A 25011-nucleotide genomic window follows, 5' to 3' on the forward strand; every position below is an offset into this window, starting at 1 on the left:
GCAGCGACGGCATTTTTTGCTTACTTTTTTTTGCTGAAGAAAAACATGCGAAGCATTCTTGAATACCATTAAAGTAAAACACTGCATGAAAAAAGTGAGTCCCGCTGAAAGCGGCGGAAGAAAATAATTCATCAAACTGTGTTTATTGCACTATTAGGCTTTTTTTGAGCTACTTTAAATCGCACAACGCGTTAAAACAATAATATCTTAAATTCATCATCCCGAAATAAGTCAATTAAAGGATCCTAAACTATGCGGAACTATTTCTGATATAACAGATGACAGGTACTCTTTTGGTCCCTTCATAAAAGCTTCTTTGCAAACAATTATTTACAAAAAAGCGTCTAGTTTCTTCCCTCCATTTTACTTCGATTAACATTTGCATGTTTTTGTTTTTTAACATGCTTGTTTATGCAATATTTTGCACTTTTCTTTCTGATGATAAAATATTCAGAAAGAAAAAATGTCAATTATCATCCTTGCTTAATTGTTCGTGCGTTATTATGCGTTTGTAATCATTTTGTTACATGCGGTTTTGTGCGTAGTTGCGAAATAAAATTTTATGTTTGGTGAAACTTCAAAAATTAAGTGGTGTATTCTAGTGATATAGGTTGTTGAGATGATTGTTGGTTGTTCTGCTGTTGCGTTTTGTTTTTGAATCGCTGATATGTTTTGTTACAACTATGTTGCATATATGCTTGAGTAAGTCAATCCTCCATGTGTTGCGGGATTTGAGTGTCCTTAATTGAAGAGTGTTAAGACAGTTTACGATTGGTAAATGACTCTTATTAGAAGTTTTTTGCTTTCTGATTAAATCGTTAATCAACTATCAACTATAAACTTAAATGATTCAATTATGAAAAAAAGACTACTCTTTTTTTTACTGAGTTTTGTCTTTCTGTCGATGCACAGCTATGCTCAACAGAAAACAGTAACTGGTAAAGTTTTGTCGCTTTCCGATGGCGCTGCGCTGCCAGGCGTTTCGGTACTGATCAAGGGAACGGTGAAAGGTTCTCAAACCAACTCTTCAGGTGAGTATTCAATCGTTGCTGAAGCGAAAGATGTTTTAGTGTTTCAGTTTGTTGGTTTTAAAACGGTTGAAAAATCAGTAGGTTCGAGTGCCACTATCAACGTACAGTTAGCCGAAGATTCTAAAGCATTGGGTGAGGTTGTAGTAACTGCATTGGGTATTAAACAGGAAAAACGTGCATTAGGAAGTACGGTAACAGAAGTAAAAGGAGATGTAATTGCAAACTCTCAGCGCGAAAACTTTGTAAACTCATTACAAGGTCGTGTTGCTGGTTTAACCGTAAATAGTACATCTGGTATGCCGGGTGCATCAGCATCTGTTGTTATTCGTGGTATTAACTCGTTAAGTGGAAGCAACCAGCCTCTGTTTATAGTTGACGGTTTGCCAATCGATAATAAATCGATGAATACCAATCGTATGGCTTCTGATAAGCCAGGTTCAACCACGGCAACTTTCAATCGTCAGCTAGATTATACCAACCGTGGAGCAGATATCAGCCCTAATGATATTGAGTCGATTACTGTATTAAAAGGTCCAGAGGCCTCTGCCCTTTATGGTATTGATGCGGCTTCAGGTGCTATTGTTATTACTACCAAGCGTGGTAAGGCAGGACAAACAAGAGTGAATTACTCCAATGATTTTCGTTTAGATCAAATTACAAAATATCCTGAAGTTCAGAAGGTGTATGCGCAAGGTATTGGGGGTGTAACTGATAATTCAGTGTTTACACAATTTGGTCAGCCATATGCGGCTGGAGCTCAGCTGTATGATAATATTAAGCCTTTCTTTAAAGATGCGTTTACACAGCGTCACAATCTTTCAGTAGACGGTGGATCAGATAAAGCAACTTACCGTGCTTCATTGGCCTACACCAATCAGGAAGGTTTTGTTCCTAATACAGCATTGAAACGTGTAAACTTAGGTTTGTCGGCCAAAGCTGAAGTCTCTAAGTATGTAGCAACTGATTTAAGTTTTAATTACATTAATGACGACAACGATCAGGTATTCAAAGGCGACGGTGGTCCGATGTTGGGTTTATTAATTTGGCCTTCAGTGGATGATGCCCAGGTTTATTTAAATGCTGACGGATCTCGTAAATTCATTAATCCTACCAATACCAAAGAATATGAAAACCCTTATTTTAACGTAAACGAAAACTATAATAAGGCTAAAACCAATCGTTTGTTATCGAATCTTGGATTAACTATTTCTCCGTTAAAATGGTTGAAGTTTGTAGGTAACTTTGGTTTCGATATTTATTCGACGGAAAACCAGGTGTTACGTAGCCCTCAATCTGGTTATGCACTTTCAAATAATGGTATTTTAGATGATGCAGTAAGTAATACCAAAAACTTTAACATCCAATATTATGCTTCTGCAGATAAAAAGTTTGGTAAGTTTTCGACCAGCTTGAAAGTTGGTAGTGCAGTAACCATGCAGAATAGTATTGTTACTTCGGTAGAAGGTCTCGATTTTCAGGCACCTGATTTTACTTCAATTAATAATACCAGACCATCATCAATGCGTGGACGTACCGATCAGGTTCAACGTCGTTTAGTGGGTGTGTTCGGAATGGCAACTATGAACTATGATGACATGGTGTATTTGAATGTTACTGGTCGTAATGACTGGACTTCAACTCTGCCATTGGCGAACAGATCATTCTTCTATCCTTCAGCTTCATTAAGCTTCATCTTTACTGAATTGAATGGGTTGAAAAATAACAGTGTTTTGTCATTTGGTAAGTTAAAAGCTTCTGTTGCTCAGGTAGGTAAGGATGCTGATCCGTATAGCATTTACCCTGCATTAGAGACTCAGCTAACTACTGGAGCAGGCTTTTCTTATGGTTTTACAGCACCAAGTCCATACCTGAAGCCAGAAAAAACAACTTCATATGAGATTGGTACTGAGCTAAAATTCTTCCAAAACAGATTAGGTGTTGACGTAGCTGTTTACAATAGCCAGTCAGTTAATCAGATTATTAAAGACCTGCGTATGAGTTATGGTACAGGATTTATCCTTGCTGTAAGAAACGGAGGTAAATTAAAGAACCAAGGTGTTGAAATCCAGCTGAATGGTACTCCAATTAAAAAGAACGGTTTTACCTGGGATATCCTTGCTAACTTCACTAAAACTAACAGCGAGTTACAAACCTTGCCTAACAATTTAGCAGAGTATTATGTATCTGATACATGGGTATATGCTAACGTTCGTAATGGTGCTGTACCTGGCCAGTCAATGACTACTTTAACCGGTTTTGACTTCCAACGAAATAAAAATGGTGAAGTTCTGGTTGATACTAAAACAGGCTTGCCTTTAAGAGATCAGTCTAAATGGGTGCCAGTCGGAGATCGTAACCCTGACTTCAATATTGGTTTAACTAACTCGTTTAACTATAAAAACTGGAACTTAAGTTTCTTGTTCGATATTCGCAAAGGTGGTGACATTTGGAATGCAACTGAATATTTCATGACTATTAATGGTTTAAGTAAGAATACCTTAAATCGTACAGAAAAAGTTGTGATCAATGGTGTGCTAAAAGATGGTAAAGAGAATTCTGATGCCCCTACAAAAAATACCATGGAGTTAGATCCGATGACCAGTGCTGCTTATTGGAATCAGGCTACTGGTGCTTTCCTTGAAAAAGATTTCATTGAAAAAGACATCAACTGGATCCGTATGAAGGAGTTAGCTTTAGGTTACACCTTCCCACAAACGATGGTAAGTCGCCTGAGAGGTGTTAAATCATTATCGTTGTTTGCTTCTGTTAACGATTTATTCATGATCACAAATTATAAAGGTTTAGATCCTGTAGTAAACGGTAACTCAGCTGCAGTAGGAGGTAGTGGCGCAACTGGTTTCGATTATGGAAACTTCCCATTGCCAAGAGGCTTCAACTTTGGTCTTAAATTAGGTCTTTAAAATTTAACGAAACTCAGAATGAAAAAGAAAATATATGCAGCTTTAGTAGTAGTAGGTTTAGCTGCAACGTACGGATGTAAAGATTTTCTGGATGTAAATACGAATCCGAATGGACCGGAGAAAGTATCACCAAATCTTTATTTAGCATCAATGGAATCGAACCTTGCCTTAGGGGTACAGTTTGATGCCAGATACATGGGGAAATATGTTCAGAACTTTGTAGCCGCCGGCGCAAGTGATGTATGGGATCAGCAGGGTTATATTCCTGCCAACGATGCAGGAGGTCAGTTGTGGCGTAACGTTTATTGGAAATTAGGTTACAATGCCGAAGATATGATCAATCTGTCGTTAAGTCAGCAGCGTTGGGATCTTGCGGGTATAGGTTATGTTTTAAAAGCATGGGGATGGCAAAACCTGACTGATATGCATGGTGAAATTATTATTAAAGAAGCTTATATGCCTAATAAGAGCACATTTAATTATGATTCACAAGAATTTGCTTATAGCGAAGTAAAACGCTTATGTGATTCAGCCGCTTTGTTATTCAGTCGTACTGATGGAGTGGTTAACACAGCATACACTGCAAAAGGTGATATCATGTATAAAGGTGATAAAACCAAATGGGTTAAATTCATGAACGGATTATTGGCAATGAATGCACACCATTTATCAAATAAAGCTTCATATAGTGCGAATAAAGTAATTGAATATGTTGATAAAGCTTTAGCAAGTAATGGTGATGATGCAATGATGCCTTTTGCTGCAACAGTTTCTGATGATGCGAACTTCTTTGGACCTATGAGAAATAACATAGGTACATTCATTCAGTCAGAGTTTGCGGTAAATTCAATGAACGGAACTGTTTTTGGAGGAGTTGTTGATCCTCGTTTGCCTTTATTGTTAGTAAAAGCAGATGATGGCCAATATCATGGATTAAAACCAACCGCAGGTAATAAATCTGTTCCTGCTGATCAGGTGCCATATACATTGTGGGGTACTAAAACATTAACAGCTGGACAAAAAGGTAAGTTTTTATTTGATAATGCAGTAGGTTTTCCACTGATGACTTATGCTCAATTACAGTTTATCAAGGCCGAAGCTGCATTGGAAAAAGGTGATAATATCATGGCTTTGGATGCTTATAAGAAAGGTATTTCAGCTCACTTTGATTTTGTAAATAAGTTTTTTGGGACTGCTGATCAGATCACAACAGATGCTAAAGCTGCATATATGGCTAATGCCAATATTGTTCCTAATGATGCAAATACACTGACCTTAAAGCAAATCATGATGCAGAAATATATTGCACAGTTTGGCTGGGGTTTCATCGAACAGTGGTGTGATATGCGAAGACATCATTATGATTCAACTATTTTCACAGGTTTTTCAGCGCCATCTACATTATATCCTGATAATGGGGGAAAATTAGTTTACAGATTGCGCCCGCGCTACAATTCAGAATATGTTTGGAACATTGAAGCACTAAAATCAATCGGTGCAACAAACGCCGATTATCATACAAAAGAAATGTGGTTCACGCAACCATAGAATTACAAAATAAGTTTAGCTAAGAAAGGCTGCCCATTAAAGGCAGCCTTTCTTTTTTATCTCACGTTCATTTTATTCATTTATTTCATGATCTTGGACTGGTTGCTTGTTTGTGCATGTTTATTAGGCGATAAAGTGCTTGTTCGTGCAGGAGTTAGTGCGGTTTTGTGTAACAAGCAGTGCCTGATTATGCAAATTTTTGCAGTATTTAACCTATGTTGAAAAAAATCATGTAGGAAAAAATGTTATAAATCATTTGATTTGGACGTATTTTGCTGGTTATTGCAATAGTAACCGTTTTGTTACATGCGTGTTTGTGCATTATTGTGAAATAAAATTTTATGTTTGAGAAAACATCCATATAAAAGATATGCGTTTTACCAATCAACCAAAAATAATTATGAAACGTACATTGTTACTTTTTGTAGTGATTGTACTTAGTTTAAGCTCTTGTTATGCACAAACAAAAAAATCTGCAGCGCAGATTGTAACAGGTGCAGACCAAACAGAACTTTACCTTCCTTACTTAAAAGGCAAGCGTATAGGAATGGTGGTAAATCAAACTTCTATCATTGGCAAAACCCCTAGTGTCGACAGTCTGCATAATTTAGGTGTAAACATTGTTAAGGTTTTTGGTCCTGAGCATGGCTTTAGAGGTAATGCGAGTGCAGGTGTACATGTAGATGATGAAGTTGATGCAAAAACAGGTATCAAAGTTCTTTCACTTTACGGAAAAACAAGCAAGCCTTCAAAGGAGAGTCTTTCAGATATCGATTTAATGATCTTTGATATTCAGGATGTAGGAGCGAGATTCTATACATACACGATCACGCTTCATCGCGTTATGGAAGCTTGCGCTGAAAATAATGTCGAATTGCTAATCCTTGATCGCCCGAATCCAAATGGCTATTTAATTGATGGTCCGATCCTGGATCCTAAATTTAAATCAGGTATTGGTATTCATCCGGTGCCTATTGCGCATGGCATGACAGTGGGAGAGTATGCCAAGATGATCAATGGTCAAGGATGGCTAGCTAATCAAGTTAAATGTAAGATCAAAATAATTCAGGTTAAAAATTATAAGCATGATATGGCTTATGAATTACCGGTGTTTCCATCTCCGAACCTTAATTCACAACAATCCATTCTATTATATCCTTCTGTTTGCTGGTTTGAAGGTACCATCATTAGTCAGGGTAGAGGAACTTATTTTCCATTCACCGTTTTAGGTAATCCGGATTTGAAAGGTAAATACGATTTTTCATTTACCCCAAAAAGTATCAAAGGAATGAGTGAAACACCATTGTTTATGGACACAGAATGTTTCGGTTTGGATTTAAGAAAATATGATACCTCTCTATTAAGAAAAAAGAAACAGATCAATATCCAATGGATGATCGAGTTTTATAAAGCTTACCCACATAAAGAAAAATTCTTTGATGCAAAACAAAGTAAAGAAATAGGCAATATCGACAGGCTTGCAGGAACGGATTTGTTTAAACAACAAATTGTTGAAGGAAAGTCAGAAGCAGAAATTCGTAAAAGCTGGGAGCCTGGCCTGAGTCAATACAAGAAGATGCGTAAACAATATTTACTGTACAATTAAGTAGAGTACTTTGCGATTGGAAACTGGGACCTTAAATAGGTTTTTGAGGTCCCTTTAGCATTCTTACGCCCTCACCAAACTGAAAATCAATTATCAACTATATAACTTAAATACCCAATTTATGAAAAAAAGACTACTCTTTTTTTTGCTGAGTTTCGTCTTTCTGGTGTCGCATGTTTTTGCACAACAGAAAGCAGTTACTGGTGTAGTAATTTCTGCAGAGGATCAATTGCCTATCCCTGGAGTAAGTATCCTAGTTAAGGGTTCTTCAAATTCAGCCCAATCAGACGCCAACGGTGCCTATAAAATTTTTGTGAGCCCTGGTCAGGTGTTGATTTTTAACTTTTTAGGGATGAAAAAAAAGGAAATCACTGTAGGGAATACGAATACAATAAACGTAAGTCTTGAAGGTGATTCCAGAGCGTTAGGAGAGGTTGTTGTTACTGCATTAGGTCAAAAGCAAAACAAAAAATCACTTGCCTATGCGGTACAAGAGATTAAAAGTTCTGATTTAACAGACGGTAATCAAAGCAATGCATTAAATGCATTAAAGGCTAAAGCTGTTGGTGTGCAAATTACAAGTTCAGGTGGTGCTGCAGGTTCTGGTTCTAGAATTCAGATTCGTGGTGTTAACTCTTTGAATCCAAACGCGAACAACCAGCCATTATTTATCATTGATGGTATTCCGGTTTCTAACAACACTGATAACTTTGGTGGTTCAGGAGGTGATAGCTACCAAAATACCAACCGTTTTTCTGATATCAACCCTGATGATATTGAAAGTATGACCATCCTTAAAGGTCCTTCAGCATCAGTATTATATGGTTTGAGAGCGGCGAACGGAGCAGTAGTTGTAACAACTAAATCAGGTAAAGCTGGTAAAGCAAATGTAAACTATAAGGTTTCTTACAGCTTTGATGATGTTACTAATACTCCTCCGATTCAAACTAGATACGGAAATGGTAACAACGGAGGCTTGACATCAACCGTTAATACTTGGGGACCTTTAGTAAATGGTGCTCCAACTTATAATCCATATGATTTATATTTTAAAACAGGGCATCAGCTACAAAACTCTTTGACTTTTAGTGGTGGTAATGAAAAAGCAACTTACTTTACTTCAATTGCTAATTCAGAGCAAAGTGGTGTAGCACAAGATTCTAAATACGGTAAAACATCAGTTCGTCTAGCAGGTACATTAAGAGCCTCAGATAAGTTTAAGTTTGATGGTTCTGCTAACTATATCCATTCCGGAGGTAAAAACCCAAGAACAGGGGTAGGTTCAGGTGCTATTTTCTACTTAATGAAACATACCAATACTGTTGATCCAAGTGATTATCTAAACCCTGATGGTTCTCAGAAAGTGTACAATAGTGCTATTGATAACCCATTCTATTTCTCGGAAAACTCATTCCTGAAAGATGATGTAAATCGTATCATTGGTAATCTTGGTGCTGATTATACTCCTACAAATTGGTTGTCATTTAACTATAAAGTAGGTATTGATAACTATACCGACTTCCGTAAGAGCTATAACGAAACCGGATTGATTATTTCGAGAACCGGTTCGATGAATGAGCAACGTATCGGTTATTCAGAGATCAACTCAAATTTTATTGCAAAAGCAACTAAGAAGTTAGGTTCAGATTGGAACAGTACGTTATTGTTAGGTCATGCATTCACACATATTGATCGTTCAAGTTTATCAACAACAGGTACACAGTCTGTAGTTCCTAATATGGAAAGTATTAAATACTACACTGTTTACACGTCAACCAGTGCTCCAAGCAAGAAAAACATTATTGGTGTTTTTGCTGATTTGAAATTTGACTATAAAAATCAGTTATACTTTAGTTTAACTGGTCGTAACGACTGGTCATCAACATTACCTGCTGAAAACAGATCATTCTTTTATCCTTCAGCAAGCGTTGCTTATGTATTTACAGAATTACCGTTCTTAAAAGATAATTCAGTATTAAGCTTCGGTAAGTTCAGAGCTTCATATGCAGAAGTAGGTAAAGATGCTGATCCATATCAAATTGGTGTTTATTACAATACCTTACAAGCATTTAACGGTGTGAGTGGTATCAATAGAAGCACAACAATTGGTTCTGAAAACCTTAAACCAGAGCGTACTAAAGGTATTGAGTTTGGTGGTGAATTCAGATTCTTTGCAGATCGTGTTACGTTAGATGCTAACTATGCAATTGCAAACAGTATTGATCAGATTGTACCAGTTCCTGTAAGTTATGCGTCTGGATATGATGTGTTTGTAACCAATGCCGGTGAAATCAGAAATAATTCTATTGAATTAATGCTGAATGCGAACATTATCAATACTTCTAATTTTAAATGGGATGTAAATGCTAACTGGTCACAGACTAAAGGTCGTGTGTTATCAATGCCTCCGGGAGTAAATGAGATCACATTCAATCCTGAGTCTCCATGGAACAAGCAAATTATTAAAGCAGGTGGAAGACCAGGTGATTGGTATGGATGGCCTTTAATGCGTGTTAATGATGCAAACAGCCCTTATAATGGCCAGTTATTAATTGGTGCTGATGGTTACCCAATTGTTCCTCAGCCACTTGCAACAAGCTATTTGATCGGTAATGCATTCCCTGATTGGACTGGCGGTTTAGGTAGCTCATTGTCATACAAAGGCTTAACCTTCTCATTCTTGTTTAACTTCAGAAAAGGTGGTTACGTAAATGATATTTCTAAATGGCAACGTTACACAACTGGTATAGGTGCAGAAACTGAAATGCGTAACACTATGGTTGTATTCACTGGTGCAAGAAATACTGGTACAGATGCAAATCCTGTTTACGTACAAAACGATATGCAAGTGCCAATTGATCAAAGTTTCTATAACAACGCATTCCGTTACCGTTTATCAGCTGAAAACAATGGTTTCCAAGATGGCTCATGGATTCGTTTACAAAATGTTTCATTGTCATATGACCTTCCTAAACAATGGATTGGTTCAGTGGTGAAATCGGCTTCATTCTCAGTTACCGCTAACAACTTATGGTTAACTACTCCATTTGTAGGTTTCGATCCTGAGTCAAGTACTTATGGTGCAAACTCAAATGCGGTAGGTTATGTTGGAACTGGTATTCCTGCTACAAGAAATGTGTATTTAGCTTTAAATGTTAATTTTTAATTAGGTATCAACAATGAAATTCAGAAATATTAAATATTTGGTACTATCAATGTCATTAACAGTTGTTGCAACCTCATGCAATAGTTTGTTAGACATTAATGATGATCCGGAAGGCTTGAAACCTAATCAGGTTGCTATCTCAGGGTTGTTGCCAGCGAACCTTCAGTATACAGCAAATTCCTATTGGAATGTTGGACAATATGGTAACTACTATACCCAATATTTTGCTGGTAATTCAGGTCAGGAAGCAAATATTGATTCATACAACCCTTACGGTTTTGACAATATTTGGGAATCGTCTTACTTGAAAGCAATGCCTAATATAAAAGAAATGATCACGCGTGGAGAGAAAGAGGGTGCTCCTCATTACGCAGGTATTGGTCGTTTATTAATGGCATTAAACTTAATGCAATGTACCGACATATGGGGTGATGTTCCATATAAAGAAGCGTTTCAAGGTTCGGCTAACTTGATGCCTAAGTATGATACACAACAAGAAGTTTATACAGTTCATCTGAAAGCCCTTTTAGATCAGGCGATTGTTGATCTTCTAAAGCCAAATCCAACGGCGGCAAGTCAGCAGGTTGGTACTACCGATTTAGTATATGGAGGTAAAACAGATAAATGGCTTAAAGCAGCTTATGCGGCAAGAGCAAGATATTATATTCACCTTTCTAAAAAAGACCCAGCCAACTTTGCTAATGCTTTAGCTGATGCAGCAAAAGCAATTGATAACAGAACAGGTGCAGATGATTTGCAGTTGAAGAACCCTGGTGACAGAACTATCTCGACTTCATGGTATATGTATCTGTCACAAACAGCAGCAGCCAGCCGTGCAGCACGTCCTTCAACTTACATCGTTAACTTGTTAAACGGAGATGCAGCTGGTGTTTATCCAGGTTTAGTTGACCCACGTATTTCCAAATTAGTTGATAAAGGTAATGCTGCAAGTTATGTAGGTCGTCCTGTTGGTTCATTAGGAAATCAAAATAATGCAAACCTTACTACATGTGATATTACTGCAAGTACTTATTATGGAGCACAAACTGCTGTAACTCCATTTGTTACTTATTCAGAAATCCAATTTATTAAGGCAGAAGCATTATTTGCGACTGATAAAACCTTAGCTTATGCGGCTTACTTAGAAGGTATCAGAAGTAACATGGTGAAATTAGGTGTTGAAACTAGCTCAATTGACGCATATGTAAACGATCCTAAGATCTCAAAAGGAGATGCAAATCTTACTTTATCTGATATTATGTTGCAAAAATACATTGCATTATTCCTTCAAATGGAATCATGGACAGATATGAGAAGATATCAGTACGATACTAACATTTACAAAGGGTTACAAAAACCAATTAAGAATTTGTTAGGTACTGAGTGGGTACAGCGTGGTAATTATCCTGATAACGAGCCTGGAAGAAATGTAAATGTTCCTAAAGTGGCTAATCAGGCTGTTAAAATTTGGTTATTTCAATAATTAATTGACAATGAAAACAACATTAGTAAAATTATATTCACTATCAATTATTGCATTAGCAGGTGTACTTTCTTCTTGTGAAAAAGATGCTGATCAGTGGTTGCAAGACAATGTTACTGTAATTGGTAAATACGCTAATATTTCAGGTTTCACTGCATCATCAACAAAACCAACTGCTGGTGCAACTGTTAAATTGGATTTAAGATATTGGTCAGAAGAACAGATTGATAAAATCAATTTAAACGTAAAAGTTGGTGCGGATGTAAAACAAACTGTTTCAACTACTCCGTATAAAGCGGCTTACTCAAAAATAAGCAAAACAGACTCATTGCTTCTTCAGTACAATGTTCCTGCAGGTTTAGCTGCAGGTACGGCTATCGTTGTGGAAGCGGAAGTTGTGAATAAGAACACCTTGAAAAATGCTTCAACGGTTACTCTCACAGTTCAATAGTAGTAATAATAGTAATACTTCAAAATGGGATCTTTATGATCCCATTTTTGTTTGTAACGGGTTTTATGAAAACTGAATGTTTCCTTTTACTTAGTAAAAGCCATATTTTCATACCTGTTCTTCCTCTCGTTTATGACACCCGTCATTTTATAATTGTTTGATATACTTGAAATTGAAGCCTGTGAAGGTGGTTAGAAAAAAATGAAAACCACTAGTAAAATAAGTGTTAAATGACCTTTTATACGCAGAATCCATGTTTCAAATCCTGAAAAAATTAAAGCAGTACATTCCAGCTTTGATAGTACTTATGTTGATCAGCTTTTCTTCAGCAGCACAATCTGCATTTTCAGACAAGCTTGCTTCCATGCATCAGATATCTCTTAAGAATGATGTAGTGCTTACCTTCGATGAACCTCAAAAGATTGATAAGAAAAAAGTAACCAAGGTAATTATTTATGCCTTGCCAAATGGCAATACCACCGCCTGGACTTTTGGGAAAAAGTTAAATGAAGGTGAAGACTGGCATTTCAATATTCAGCACATTGGTGCACAAACTGAGTTTATCAGAAGTACGGATACATTAAGCAATTACATTATTGTGTATGTGGAGAATGAGCTTAAAAGTTGGCCGGCATGGAGAAAGCAAAACGCTGAAGGTAACGCACAAATAAAAGAAATGGTGGAGTATGTTTTCAAAAAATATGAGATCTATAAGCCTCAGATTACATTAAGTGGCCATAGTGGTGGAGGTAGCTTTGTTTTTGGTTACATCAATTCAACTAATGAAATACCTTCTTACATTAATAGAATCGGTTTTCTGGATGCTACCTATGGTTATGAAACCGAGATGCATAGTTCAAAATTGAAAACATGGTTACGTAAAAAGAGTAACTTTTTACAGGTTATTTCTTACAATGACAGTGTTGTAGTTTACAATGGAAAGCCGTTGGTATCTCCAACAGGAGGCACATGGTACCGGAGTAAACTGATAGCAAAGGATTTAGGCTTGGTTGAATCAGAAAGTGATAGCACAATTTATTACAATCGGGAAAATGGAAAAAATGCAGAAGTCCTTTTATTAAAGAATCCATCTGCAGCTATATTCCATACAGTTTTGGTGGAGAAAAATGGATTTATACACATGGTGTTGAACGGAACTGGTTATGGAATAAAAAAGTATGAATTTTGGGCAAATAGAGCCTATGAAAAATACATTCTATGATTTATTAAACCGTACATCTTGTTGCTGGATAAACATAATACTCGCACTAACTGTCAAAGAACTGTACGCAGTCTCGGCTGAGCCGAGAGTAAAACACTGCATGAAAAAAAGTGAGTCCCGCTGAAAATGACGGAAGTAAAATAATTCATCAAACTGTGTTTATTGTACTATTAGGCTTTTTTGAGTTATTTTAAATCGCACAACGCGTTAGCTAATAACAGGAACCATTTTATGGTTCCTTTTTCTGTTTTATAAGAGGGTTATTTTGGGAGCTTTCCTAAGTTTGAGATTTTTAATTGATTGCGGTTTTGTGCGTTATTTATTGCATGTTTTTGCAGTTTAATGATATTTGTCATTTTTTAATGTACAAGCATTGTGAATATTGCATCAGAATATAACATTTCCGACATGCGTTTTTATGCGTTATTTCAAAGTGTGTTGGAATTGCTTGTAATAAACAACCAATTATTATGAAACGCCCGTTTATCCTATTGTTCATGTTGGTCATTGGTTTTTCGTTAAGCTATGGTCAGCAGAAAAAAATCATTACAGGAGCAGATCAAACCTCCCTTTACCTCTCTTATTTAAAAGATAAGCGAATTGGAATGGTGGTCAATAACACATCTGTTATTGGTAAAACTTCCAGTGTTGATAGTCTTCATTCGCTTGGTATTAACATCGTAAAAATCTTCGGCCCGGAACACGGCTTTAGAGGAAACGCAAGCGCAGGAATTCACGTTGATGACGAAGTTGATGCTAAAACAGGTATTAAAGTAATTTCTTTATACGGTAAAGAAAGTAAACCTTCTCCAGAGAGTCTTTCCGATATCGATTTAATGATCTTTGATATACAGGATGTAGGAGCTCGCTTTTATACCTATACCATCACGCTACACAAAATAATGGAGGCCTGTGCAGAGAATGATAAGGAGCTACTGATCCTTGACAGACCGAATCCTAATGGTTACTTAATTGACGGCCCGATCCTGGACTTAAATTATAAATCTGGTATAGGCATTCATCCGGTACCGATTGCTCACGGAATGACAGTAGGTGAGTATGCCCAAATGATTAACGGAGAAGGATGGCTGGCAAACGGAGTAAAATGTAAACTCAAAATTATTCCGGTGGCTAATTATAAGCATGATATGCAGTATACATTGCCTATTCCTCCATCCCCTAATCTTAATACTCAGCAATCCATATTACTATACCCTTCCACTTGTTTGTTTGAAGGAACTGTTATTAATCTGGGCAGAGGTACCAAATTCCCATTTACTGTTTTAGGAAACCCGTTGCTAAAAGATACTTACTTTTTTTCGTTTACTCCTAAAAGTATAAAAGGAATGGCTGAAACACCTTTGTTTCAGGATGTTGAATGCTATGGTCTCGATTTAAGGGAGTATGATATCGAGAAACTTATCAAAACTAAAAAGATCAACCTTCAGTGGATGATCGAGTTTTATAAGGCCTATCCCGACAAAGCGAAATTCTTTGATTACACCCAAAGTAAAGAAATGGGTGACATTAATAAGCTGGCTGGAACAGCCTTGTTTAAGCAGCAAATCATCGAAGGAAAATCAGAGGCCGAAATTCGTAAGAGTTGGGAACCAGGATTAAGTCAATACAAGAAAATGCATAAGCAGTACTTGCTGTATAAATAAAATGATGAATTGCGATTGTGAAGCGGGCCTGTTAGTTGTTGGTTTAGCAGGCCTCCACATCGCAATCTATTTCCTAAAAAGCACAATCAATTAATCAATTATACAATTAATCAGTTACGATTATGAATAAAAGACTACTCTTGTTCTTACTGAGTTTTGTCTTTTTCTCTGTGCAAGCCCTTGCCCAGAAGAAAACAATAACCGGTAAAGTAACTTCGGCTGAAGATGGCACATCTCTGACCGGGGTTTCCGTTGTCATTAAGAATACCAATGCGGGTATTTCAACAGATGTGGATGGAAATTATTCCATAAAGGCTGAAAAAGGTCAAATTTTGATCTTTTCCTACTATGGTGCCATTACTCAAGAAAAAATTATTGGTACTGAAAACGTTATTAATGTAAAAATGGTAAGCGATACTAAGGTATTGGATGAAGTGGTGGTAGTTGGCTACGGTACTCAAAAGAAAGCTAACCTAACCGGGGCAGTTGCAACTATTGACCCTAAAATGTTGGAGTCAAGACCAATTACTGATGTTGCCCGTGGTTTACAAGGAGCGGTTCCGGGCTTAACCATTACCACAGCAACAGGTGACTTGGGTACTAATCCAAGTATTAAATTACGTGGTCTTGTAGGTTCAGTAAATATGGGCACAACAGGTCCTCAGCCATTGATATTGGTGGATAACGTTGAAATTCCGAATCTTTCGCTGATAAACCCTGAAGATATTGCGACACTTTCGGTACTGAAAGATGCCGCATCGACATCAATTTATGGTGCCAGAGGTGCCTGGGGTGTAATTTTGATCACTACTAAATCAGGTAAGAAAGGTTCGCCAAGCAGAATTACTTATTCCAATAATGTAGCATGGGCCACACCAACTAAAACGCCTACAATGGCTTCTGCAGCAGATAATGCACAAGCTTCTTTTACCGCTTTTCAAAGAGTAAATCCTGATACGAAATCATTCGGTGTTATCGGTTACACAATCGATGAGGCTTCAATTGCCAAAATGAGAGAATGGGATGCACAATACAAAGGACAAAATTTAGGTGATGAAATGGTAATGGGTCGTGACTTTGATATCATAAATGAAAAATTGTTTTTCTATCGTTCCTGGGATGCCGGAAATATGTATATGCGTGATTGGACGCCTACTCAAAAACATGATCTTAATATTTCAGGAGGAAGTGAAAATACGAGTTACAATATTGGATTGGGCTACCTCGGTCAAGAGGGGGTTTTAAAAGTAAATCCTGACAGCTATAATAGGTATAACATGTCTGTTGGTGTTAATACAACAGTTAATAAATGGCTGGATGCCAGAGGAAAGATCATGTTTACCAATGCAAAAACTTCTACTCCTTTTTCATATAGCAGTACAGCGTATGGCCCTTGGTATTATTTATATAGATGGCCTGCCAATTATCCTTACGGTACATACGAAGGTAAGCCATTCAGAGGCACTATTGCTGAGGTATCTCAGGCCGACATGGATGTTACTAAAGACGTACTTAGCCGTATATCAATCGGTGGAACTTTAAAACCTGTAAAAGATCTTACCATTGATATGGATTACACCTATACCAATACTAATATGAATTTGCATCAGGTGGGTAAACCTACTTATGCTTATGATTTTTGGTCGTTTAACGGAAAAGCACTGGATTATAAAAACTATCAAAGCGTATCATATGATAAGGTTAGGGAATATGAATACCTAACTGAGAATAATACAGGTAAAATCTATGCTACCTATAATTATAAATTAACAAAGGATCATGTTTTCAAAGGAATGTTGGGTAGTGATATTGAGAAATTTGTAAGTAAGGATATGTCAGCAAACCGTAGAAACATGTTGCATCCTGATTATGGTTCAATTCCACTGACAACCGGAGACCAGTCAGTAGAGGAGTATTCATCATGGAGAAATTCAGAATGGACTACGATCGGATTCTTTGGGCGTATTAATTATGCGTATAAAGATAAATACCTGTTAGAAGTAAACGGCAGGTATGATGGGTCGTCTCGTTTTCCGGTAAATGATTTATGGGCCTTTTTCCCTTCAACCTCTGTTGGATATGTTATCTCGCAAGAACCATTTATGGAATCAGCCCAGTCGGTGGTTTCATTTCTAAAAGTAAGAGGATCATATGGTTCGGTAGGAAATCAATCAGTAGGTGCCTATAGATTCTTAAGGGCATTGCGTCCTAAAACGACTACCTGGATTACTAATGGTAATAATGTGCCAACCGTTTATGCTCCAAACAATGTATCTCCGACACTTAGCTGGGAAACTGTAACTACTTTGGATATAGGTGTGGACGCTAGGTTCCTTAATGATAAATTAGGTTTTACATTTGATTGGTACCAACGTACTACCTCGGATATGGTTACGATGGGTGCAACTTTGCCTGCTACATATGGAGCTGATGTAGCTTCAAGAAACTTTGGAGAACTACAAGGTCGAGGATGGGAGTTTGCTGTGGACTTTAATCATACGTTTGAGAACGGCTTGCGTTTAACTGCTCAAGCTACTTTGGCAGATGGTCAGGAGCGTATAACAAAATTTGCGAACTTAAATAAAACCCTTCCTAATGCAATGGGTTCGTATGCCATTAATGCGAATACAGGAACATCTTATTATGAAGGTATGAAAGTTGGTGAAATATGGGGCTACGAAACAGAAAGATATTTTACAGTGGATGACTTTAAAGGGCAAGATGCAGGTGGAAAATGGATTTATAAAGAAGGTGTACCTAAGCAGGATGTTTTGCAGTCAGGTAACTTTTATTATGGCCCTGGCGATATCAAGTACAAAGATTTGAACGGAGACGGAGTTATTAATTTCGGTGGAAATACGCTTGATGATCACGGTGATAAAAAAGTGATTGGCAACTCAACACCTCGCTACCAGTACGGGTTAAAATTAGGTGCAGCCTGGAAAGGCTTTGACCTTGATGTTTATTTTCAAGGAGTTGGCAAGCGTGATCTGTGGGCCAGCGGTAACATCGTAGTTCCTGGATTCAGAGCAGGAGAAGGCTGGTATGATTATCAAATGGACTATTGGACACCTGAAAATCAGGATGCTTATTATCCTCGTCCTATTGATTATGGATCGGCTGGTAACAAATGGAATTTTGAGCCTCAAACCAAGTATTTGCTGGATATGTCGTACCTCCGGATGAAAAACCTGACACTAGGTTATACACTCGATCAAAAATTCGCCGAAAGGGTAAAAGTCCAAAAGGTACGTTTTTATTTAACTGGTGAAAACCTGTTGACATTTGACAACCTTAATGTTCCAATAGATCCAGAAATTGATTTTAGCACAGGACAACTTGGAGATTCATCAGGTGCTGGTTTTGGTCGCTCATATCCTTACCGGAAAACAATTTCAGTTGGTTTACAAGTAACTTTTTAATTAAAGAAGATTCATGAAAACGCATATATATACATTACTCCTATCCATTTTATTAATAGGTGGGTGTAAAAAAGCAGATGATTTTTTAACAACTCAGCCAACTGACAGGATCCTTGATAAGGATTATTGGAAAAGTGAGGCTAATGTAAAGATATTCGCATGGGATTTTTATCCCACCTACTTTATTGGATACGCAAGTGGATATACTTTTGGTGATTATTTCTCTGGAGAAACGCTTAATGATGATTTTGCTCCAACAACGCCAGCTAAGTTTCCTTACACAACGGCACCCGCTGCACAGTCTTCATCAAATTGGGCTTTTACGAATATTACCAGAGCTAACATAATGCTTGAAAATGTTAGAAAAGTGCCAATGCCTCAGGAAGCAATTGGTCATTGGTCAGGTATTGCACGCTTTTTCAGAGCAATGGAATATGCAAAAAGGGTGAGACTAAACGGCGATTGTCCTTTTTATAATAAAGAACTTAAAGAAAATGATATTGCGCTGCTTTATAAACCTCGTGATCCAAGAACATTGGTGATGGATAGTGTGTTAGCAGATTTTAACTATGCGGCTGCTAATGTCAGAGTTAAAGATGAAACTACCGGACCTCAGCGATTAGTGGTTGACAGATGGGTGGTTTTAGCTTACATGTCAAGAATCTTCTTGTATGAAGGAACATGGCAGAAATACCAGGAGGGTAATATGACTAAAGCCACAGAATACTTGCAAGCTGCAAAATGGGCGGCTAATGAGGTAATGACAAAAGGCGGATTTAGTATTGCACCTGATTACCGTAAAATGTTTAACTCACTTGATCTTAACGGAAATACTGAAATGATCATGTATAGGAGTTATGTAGCTGGGAAAACTACCCATAGTTTAAATACTTATAATAATGCAGAAGCTCAAAGCGGTGCATCAAAAAATGCAATGGAATCATATTTGTGTTCAGATGGATTGCCGGTTTCGTTATCGCCTTTATATCAGGGAGATAAAACAATTACTAATGTGATGGCTAACAGAGACCCTCGTATGAGTGCTACCTTTGTTAATGAGATACGATTAAATAAAGTGGTTTTTAATTATTCTACTACGGGTTATGCATGTCATAAGTTCCTTAATGAAGAAATTAAAAATACTACAGAAGGTTTTACTAATTTAAATACAACAGATGCCCCTGTAATTCGCTTAGGTGAAATACTGTTAAATTATGCTGAAGCTTGTTCAGAATTAGATGTATTAACACAAGATGATCTGAATAAGTCTATCAATAAATTAAGAAAAAGATCCGGTGTTAATCTGCCTGACCTTCAAGTTGTAGGTACACAGGCTATGGTAAATGGTGTAGCCTATGATGATCCTAAAAGAGATCCTTCTGTATCTTCAATTCTTTGGGAAATCCGTCGTGAACGTCGTACAGAGCTGATGTTTGAAGGCTTCCGTAACAATGATTTGAAGAGATGGAAAAAGTATGAATACCTTGATACAAAAGCCAATATCGATATAAACAGGGGAGCTTGGGTACGGAAATCAGATTATCCTGCAGATAAACAACCATCTGTTACCCTTGATGGAGGAACTGAAGGTTATATAATTCCGGCTCCAAGTGCTACCAATCAACGCGTTTTTGATAATCAAAGGGTGTATTTATCACCGCTACCTCTTGACCAGATCACTTTATATAAAGCGAATGGTTATGAGTTAAAACAAAATCCCGGCTGGTAGCACTTTGATAAGATTTATCCCTTTTTTGCAGCACATTAAGGGAGTTTACAGGCAGAAGCGTTCGGGAGACGCTTCTGTACTGTAAATATTTTACCTAATTAAAAGTTCCAGGTGCAGCTAAGTAGCATTTTTTCATGAGCCATTGAATGGCAAAAAAGTGACAAGTTTTTATCTTAGGAAAATGAACTCAACAAAAACCGCACTATTATTGATGCTATTTCTGATCGCATCATCATTCAAATTTGAAAGCCCTTCCGCTTGGATAAGGATCAATCAATTAGGTTATACACCCTCAAGCGTTAAAGTGGCAGTGTGGGTTAGTCTATCTGATGAAAGTATCAGTAGTTTTGAACTGATCGATGCTGTGAGTAATCAAGTGGTTTTTACCAATAAGACTGGCAAAGCATTTGGCTCTTACGGACCGTTTAAGCAGTCTTACCGATTAAATTTTACTTCATTTAAACAATCGGGAAGCTATTATTTGAAATCGGGCTCAATTAAGTCTCCGGTTTTTAAAATCGATAATGATGTTTACAAAGGTACGGCCGATTTTGCTCTACGGTACATGCGACAACAGCGTAGTGGTTTTAATCCATATTTGAAAGATTCATGTCATGTGTATGATGGCTATACCATGTATGGTCCAATGCCCGATTCTACAAGAATTGATGTGTCTGGTGGATGGCATGATGCTTCCGACTATTTACAATATGCTACTACTTCTGCCAATGCCACTTATCATTTGTTGGCTGCTTACCGAGATTTTCCAACTGTTTTTTCTGATCAGCATGCAGCAAACGGACTTGAAGGAAAGAATGGTGTGGCAGATATTCTTGACGAAGCAAAGTGGGGTATTGATTGGTTGTTGAAATTGCATCCGCGCGAAGATTGGTTATTTAATCAATTAGCAGACGACAGAGATCATCAAGGGATGCGATTACCTACGGAAGATAATGTGGATTATGGGGTAGGCAAGGGTAAAGGGCGGCCGGTTTATTTTGCTACAGGAAACCCTCAGGGTTTAGGTAAATACAAAAACAGAGCAACCGGAGTAGCTTCTACTGCCGGCAAGTTTGCAAGTGCATTTGCATTAGCATCACAACTCTACAAAGAAAAAAATGACTCTTTGAGCCGACTGTTATTAAATAAATCACTTTCCGCTTATCAATTAGGTATTAAAAAACCAGGTGTTTGTCAAACCGCACCCAATCTGGCTCCTTATTTTTATGAAGAGGATAACTGGACGGATGACATGGAGCTTGGTGCTGCGGCTTTATACCAACTTACGGGCAACAATAAGTATTATAGTGATTCTTGGAATTACAGTTTGCAGGAAAAGGTTACACCGTGGATGGGTGCTGATACTGCTCGTCATTATCAATGGTATCCATTCCATAATTTCGGTCATTTTGAATTAACAAAGCTTGTAGCTGCAAAAAACAAGAAAACACTGATTGGTTATTATAAATTAGGTATTGAAAAAGTATTTGAAAAGGCTAAGAAGAATGCCTTTTACAGAGGGATTCCATTTATATGGTGCTCTAATAATCTAACCACCTCTTTTGCTATACAGTGTTCTTTGTATGAAAAGTTAAGCGGCGACAAATCCTTTAATGAATTGGAGCAGGCGAATTTCGACTGGCTGCTTGGTTGTAACCCGTGGGGCACAAGTATGGTGTTTGGATTGCCTGAACACGGCGATACACCTGTAGACCCACATTCTGCTTTTACACATTTACATCAATTTCCTATTGACGGAGGTTTGGTTGATGGTCCCGTTTACGGAGCTATTTATAAAAGTTTAAAAGGTATTAGGCTATTTCAACCTGATGAATACGAACTATTTCAGTCCGATTTGGTAGTTTATCATGATGATTATGGCGATTACAGTACCAATGAACCAACAATGGACGGAACGGCTTCATTAATTTATCTATTTGCATCAAAAGAATATGGATCACCGGAGGTATCCAAAAGAAAAAAGTAATTATTGATGCTCAGGGAGCTATTATTAAAGGCGACACTTCAGCAGCTAAAATTGCATTAGTATTTACCGGTGATGAATTTGCCGACGGAGGAACTGTTATTCAAACAGCTCTTCGCAGGCAAAAATGTAAAGCATCCTTCTTTTTTACCGGACGATTTTATCGCAATCCTGAGTTTGGCTCATTGGTTAAAAGGTTGAAAGCAAATGGGCATTATTTAGGTTCGCACTCTGATGCGCATTTATTGTATTGCGACTGGAAGAAAAGGGACAGCTTGCTGGTTAGCAAAGAGCAGTTTATTGCAGACCTTAATAAGAGTTTTGCAACGATGGACTCATTGGGGATTGATAAAAATAAGGCCCTTTATTATTTACCTCCCTATGAATGGTATAATAAAACTATAGCCAATTGGACACATGAACAGGGGTTAACGTTGATTAACTTTTCTCCCGGAACAAGGTCAGCAGCAGATTATACCTGGCCACAACTCGGCAAACAGTACCAAACTGCTGATAAAATTTATAAGTCAATAATGGATAAAGAAAAAGTGGATGGTTTAAATGGTTTTATCCTCTTGTTACATGTTGGAACTGATAGTAGAAGAACAGATAAGTTTTATGATCTGCTTGAAAAGCTGATTTTGGAGTTGAAAAACAAAAACTATCAATTCGTTTGCATTGATGAGTTACTCAATTAAGTGCGGTTTTGTGCATTTTTTAATTTGCAAGTAGGAGTGTTTTTTTACCATTTTTTCATAAAACTTCAAGCTAACTTGCGGTTTTGTGCATATTTATTCCAATAGTGTGCATGAAAACAAAATAAAGTTTTTATTTTAGGGAGCTCAAATGTTATAGAATCTGAAGCAAATGCAAGAGTTTGCGTTTTTTTAATAGTATAAGTATTATGAATTTCAGAAAGTGTATTTCCCTGTTATTGGTATTAACAGCATTAAATGTTGCATGTTTCGGTCAAAATGCGTTTAAGTTTGCATTTGTAACCGACACTCATGTTGGTAATGGAACAGGTGCAGATGACCTGCGTCGTACTGTACAAGATATTAATGCTAATCCTTCTTTAGCTTTTGTAGTCGTAACCGGTGATGTTACTGAGTTTGGTGCCGACCATGAATTAAAACTTGCTAAGCAAATACTAGATAGCCTTAATAAAAAATACTATGTGATTCCTGGTAATCATGATGCCAATTGGTCAGAGAGTGGAAGTAACACTTTTAAAACCGTTTTTGGTGCTGAAACATTTTCATTTATTCACGAAGGTTATTTATTCGCCGCAACAAGTTCAGGTCCAAATATGAGAATGAGCCCAGGACAAATTCCTCGCGAAAATGTTGTATGGCTTGATTCTGTACTTAAAAACATGAAAAATGCCGAAATGCCTGTAATCTATCTGAACCATTATCCACAAGACGATGGTCAGAATAACTGGTATGAGGCCATTAACCGTCTTAAGAAAAGAAATACGCAGTTAATCCTGTGTGGTCACGGACATAATAATCATAAATACAATTTTGAGAATATCCCGGGTGTAATGGGCCGTTCTAACCTCCGTGCAAAAGACAGTATTGGCGGTTATAATGTGGTAACCATTAAGGACGGAATTGCAACTTTCGAAGAAAGAAAACCAATAGTACAAACTCAAAAACAATGGCTGGAGGTTCCATTGGTTAATCATCACTTCAGCAAAGATACCACTCGATTTCCTCGTCCTTCTTTCGCTGTAAATTCAACCAATAGTGGATTGAAAGTAGTTTGGGAGTTCCAGGATAGGAGTGATGTCGGTGCAGGAATCGCAGTTACTAAAGATCTCTTGATCGCAGTAAATACCAGTGGCGACATTTATGCATTAAATAAGAAAACCGGTAAAGTAAAATGGACTTTTACCAGCAATGGTAAAATATACTCTACTCCAGCAGTTGAAGGCAATTATTTAGTGGTAGGTTCTTCAAATCATAAGATCTATGGACTGAATGTGACTACCGGAAAACTGATCTGGACAGTGCAGGCTGAAAAGGCTGTTGTGGCTTCGCCGGTTATAAAAGATCAGGTGGCTTATATCGGAGCTTCTGACGGACATTTCAGAGCCATTGATATCAAGACCGGAAATGTTGTTTGGGATTTTGACCAGGTTAAAGGATTTGTGGTTACAAAACCATTGATCTATGACGGTAAAATCTATTTTGGGTGTTGGGCTAACGATTTTTACGCCCTGGATCTAAAAACAGGTCAACAAGTGTGGAAATGGAACAATGGTGCTACTAACCGGATGTTTTCGCCTGCTGCATGTTATCCTGTAGCTACCGGCGGTAGAGTGTTTATTGTTGCTCCTGATCGATACATGACTTCATTAAATTCAACTACAGGTGAAGTTATCTGGAGAAAGCAAATGAAAGATGTACGCGCTCGTGAATCGATGGGCCTTTCAAAAGACAGCTCATTGGTTTACATCAAAACAATGGATGGTCAATTATATGGAGTTTCAACCAAAGCTGATTCAATGGAAATTAGTTGGAAATCGGCATTACAGTTACCTTATGAATTGGCACCATCTGCAATTGTTGAGAATAACAACATTGTTTATGTGCCAAGTCATTCCGGAACGGCTTATGCAGTTGACAGAAACTCTGGTGCTGTTTTATGGCAGTACAAAGTGTCTAATTCATTAGTCAATACTATTACCCCTATAGATGATAAAAAGGCCATTGTAAGTACAATGGACGGTAAAATTACCTGTCTTGAATATACACGATAGGATAAAAATCTTTAAAG

At 37.4% G+C, this 25011-nt stretch carries 13 protein-coding genes; all 13 read left to right on the forward strand.

The window, feature by feature from the left end; translation table 11 throughout:
- Nucleotides 1–856 precede the first annotated feature (856 nt).
- The 13 genes from SOLCA_RS05070 to SOLCA_RS05125 all read left to right on the forward strand — a co-directional run bounded on the left by SOLCA_RS05070 (nt 857) and on the right by SOLCA_RS05125 (nt 24994).
- A complete protein-coding gene (locus SOLCA_RS05070; RefSeq protein ID WP_014679373.1) occupies nt 857–3952 on the forward strand; it encodes a SusC/RagA family TonB-linked outer membrane protein in 3096 nt (1031 codons plus the stop codon).
- A gap of 18 nt (nt 3953–3970) precedes the next feature.
- Complete coding sequence (locus SOLCA_RS05075; protein ID WP_014679374.1) at nt 3971–5500, forward strand: SusD/RagB family nutrient-binding outer membrane lipoprotein; 1530 nt, start codon at nt 3971–3973, stop codon at nt 5498–5500.
- Nucleotides 5501–5900: 400 nt separating this feature from the next.
- The gene (locus SOLCA_RS05080; protein WP_042480733.1) at nt 5901–7106 is read left to right on the forward strand and encodes an exo-beta-N-acetylmuramidase NamZ family protein; all 1206 of its coding nucleotides are present in this window, start codon (nt 5901–5903) and stop codon (nt 7104–7106) included.
- Between the two features lie 121 nt (nt 7107–7227).
- Complete coding sequence (locus SOLCA_RS05085; RefSeq protein WP_014679376.1) at nt 7228–10272, forward strand: SusC/RagA family TonB-linked outer membrane protein; 3045 nt, start codon at nt 7228–7230, stop codon at nt 10270–10272.
- 13 nt (nt 10273–10285) lie between these two features.
- Nucleotides 10286–11755 (forward strand): SusD/RagB family nutrient-binding outer membrane lipoprotein, encoded by a 1470-nt coding sequence (locus tag SOLCA_RS05090; RefSeq protein ID WP_014679377.1) that lies wholly within the window; start codon nt 10286–10288, stop codon nt 11753–11755.
- A 10-nt stretch (nt 11756–11765) separates the two neighbouring features.
- Nucleotides 11766–12206 carry a hypothetical protein gene (locus tag SOLCA_RS05095; protein ID WP_014679378.1) on the forward strand — a complete coding sequence of 147 codons (441 nt, stop codon included), beginning with the start codon at nt 11766–11768 and terminating at the stop codon, nt 12204–12206.
- Nucleotides 12207–12513: 307 nt separating this feature from the next.
- A complete protein-coding gene (locus tag SOLCA_RS05100) occupies nt 12514–13428 on the forward strand; it encodes a hypothetical protein (RefSeq protein WP_042480735.1) in 915 nt (304 codons plus the stop codon).
- Between the two features lie 470 nt (nt 13429–13898).
- Nucleotides 13899–15092: an exo-beta-N-acetylmuramidase NamZ family protein gene (locus SOLCA_RS05105; RefSeq protein WP_014679380.1), complete on the forward strand. Its 1194-nt coding sequence runs from the start codon at nt 13899–13901 to the stop codon at nt 15090–15092.
- Between the two features lie 122 nt (nt 15093–15214).
- Nucleotides 15215–18514: a SusC/RagA family TonB-linked outer membrane protein gene (locus SOLCA_RS05110; RefSeq protein WP_014679381.1), complete on the forward strand. Its 3300-nt coding sequence runs from the start codon at nt 15215–15217 to the stop codon at nt 18512–18514.
- 13 nt (nt 18515–18527) lie between these two features.
- Nucleotides 18528–20243 carry a RagB/SusD family nutrient uptake outer membrane protein gene (locus tag SOLCA_RS05115; RefSeq protein WP_014679382.1) on the forward strand — a complete coding sequence of 572 codons (1716 nt, stop codon included), beginning with the start codon at nt 18528–18530 and terminating at the stop codon, nt 20241–20243.
- A gap of 181 nt (nt 20244–20424) precedes the next feature.
- Entirely contained in the window at nt 20425–22230 is a 1806-nt protein-coding gene (locus tag SOLCA_RS05120; RefSeq protein ID WP_081479973.1) for a glycoside hydrolase family 9 protein, read from the forward strand.
- Between the two features lie 98 nt (nt 22231–22328).
- The gene (locus SOLCA_RS23420; protein ID WP_245536779.1) at nt 22329–22925 is read left to right on the forward strand and encodes a polysaccharide deacetylase family protein; all 597 of its coding nucleotides are present in this window, start codon (nt 22329–22331) and stop codon (nt 22923–22925) included.
- A gap of 206 nt (nt 22926–23131) precedes the next feature.
- Nucleotides 23132–24994: an outer membrane protein assembly factor BamB family protein gene (locus SOLCA_RS05125; RefSeq protein WP_014679383.1), complete on the forward strand. Its 1863-nt coding sequence runs from the start codon at nt 23132–23134 to the stop codon at nt 24992–24994.
- The last annotated feature ends 17 nt before the right edge of the window (nt 24995–25011 follow it).

The organism is Solitalea canadensis DSM 3403 (assembly GCF_000242635.2).
In the GTDB taxonomy this organism is placed as follows: Bacteria; Bacteroidota; Bacteroidia; order Sphingobacteriales; family Sphingobacteriaceae; genus Solitalea; species Solitalea canadensis.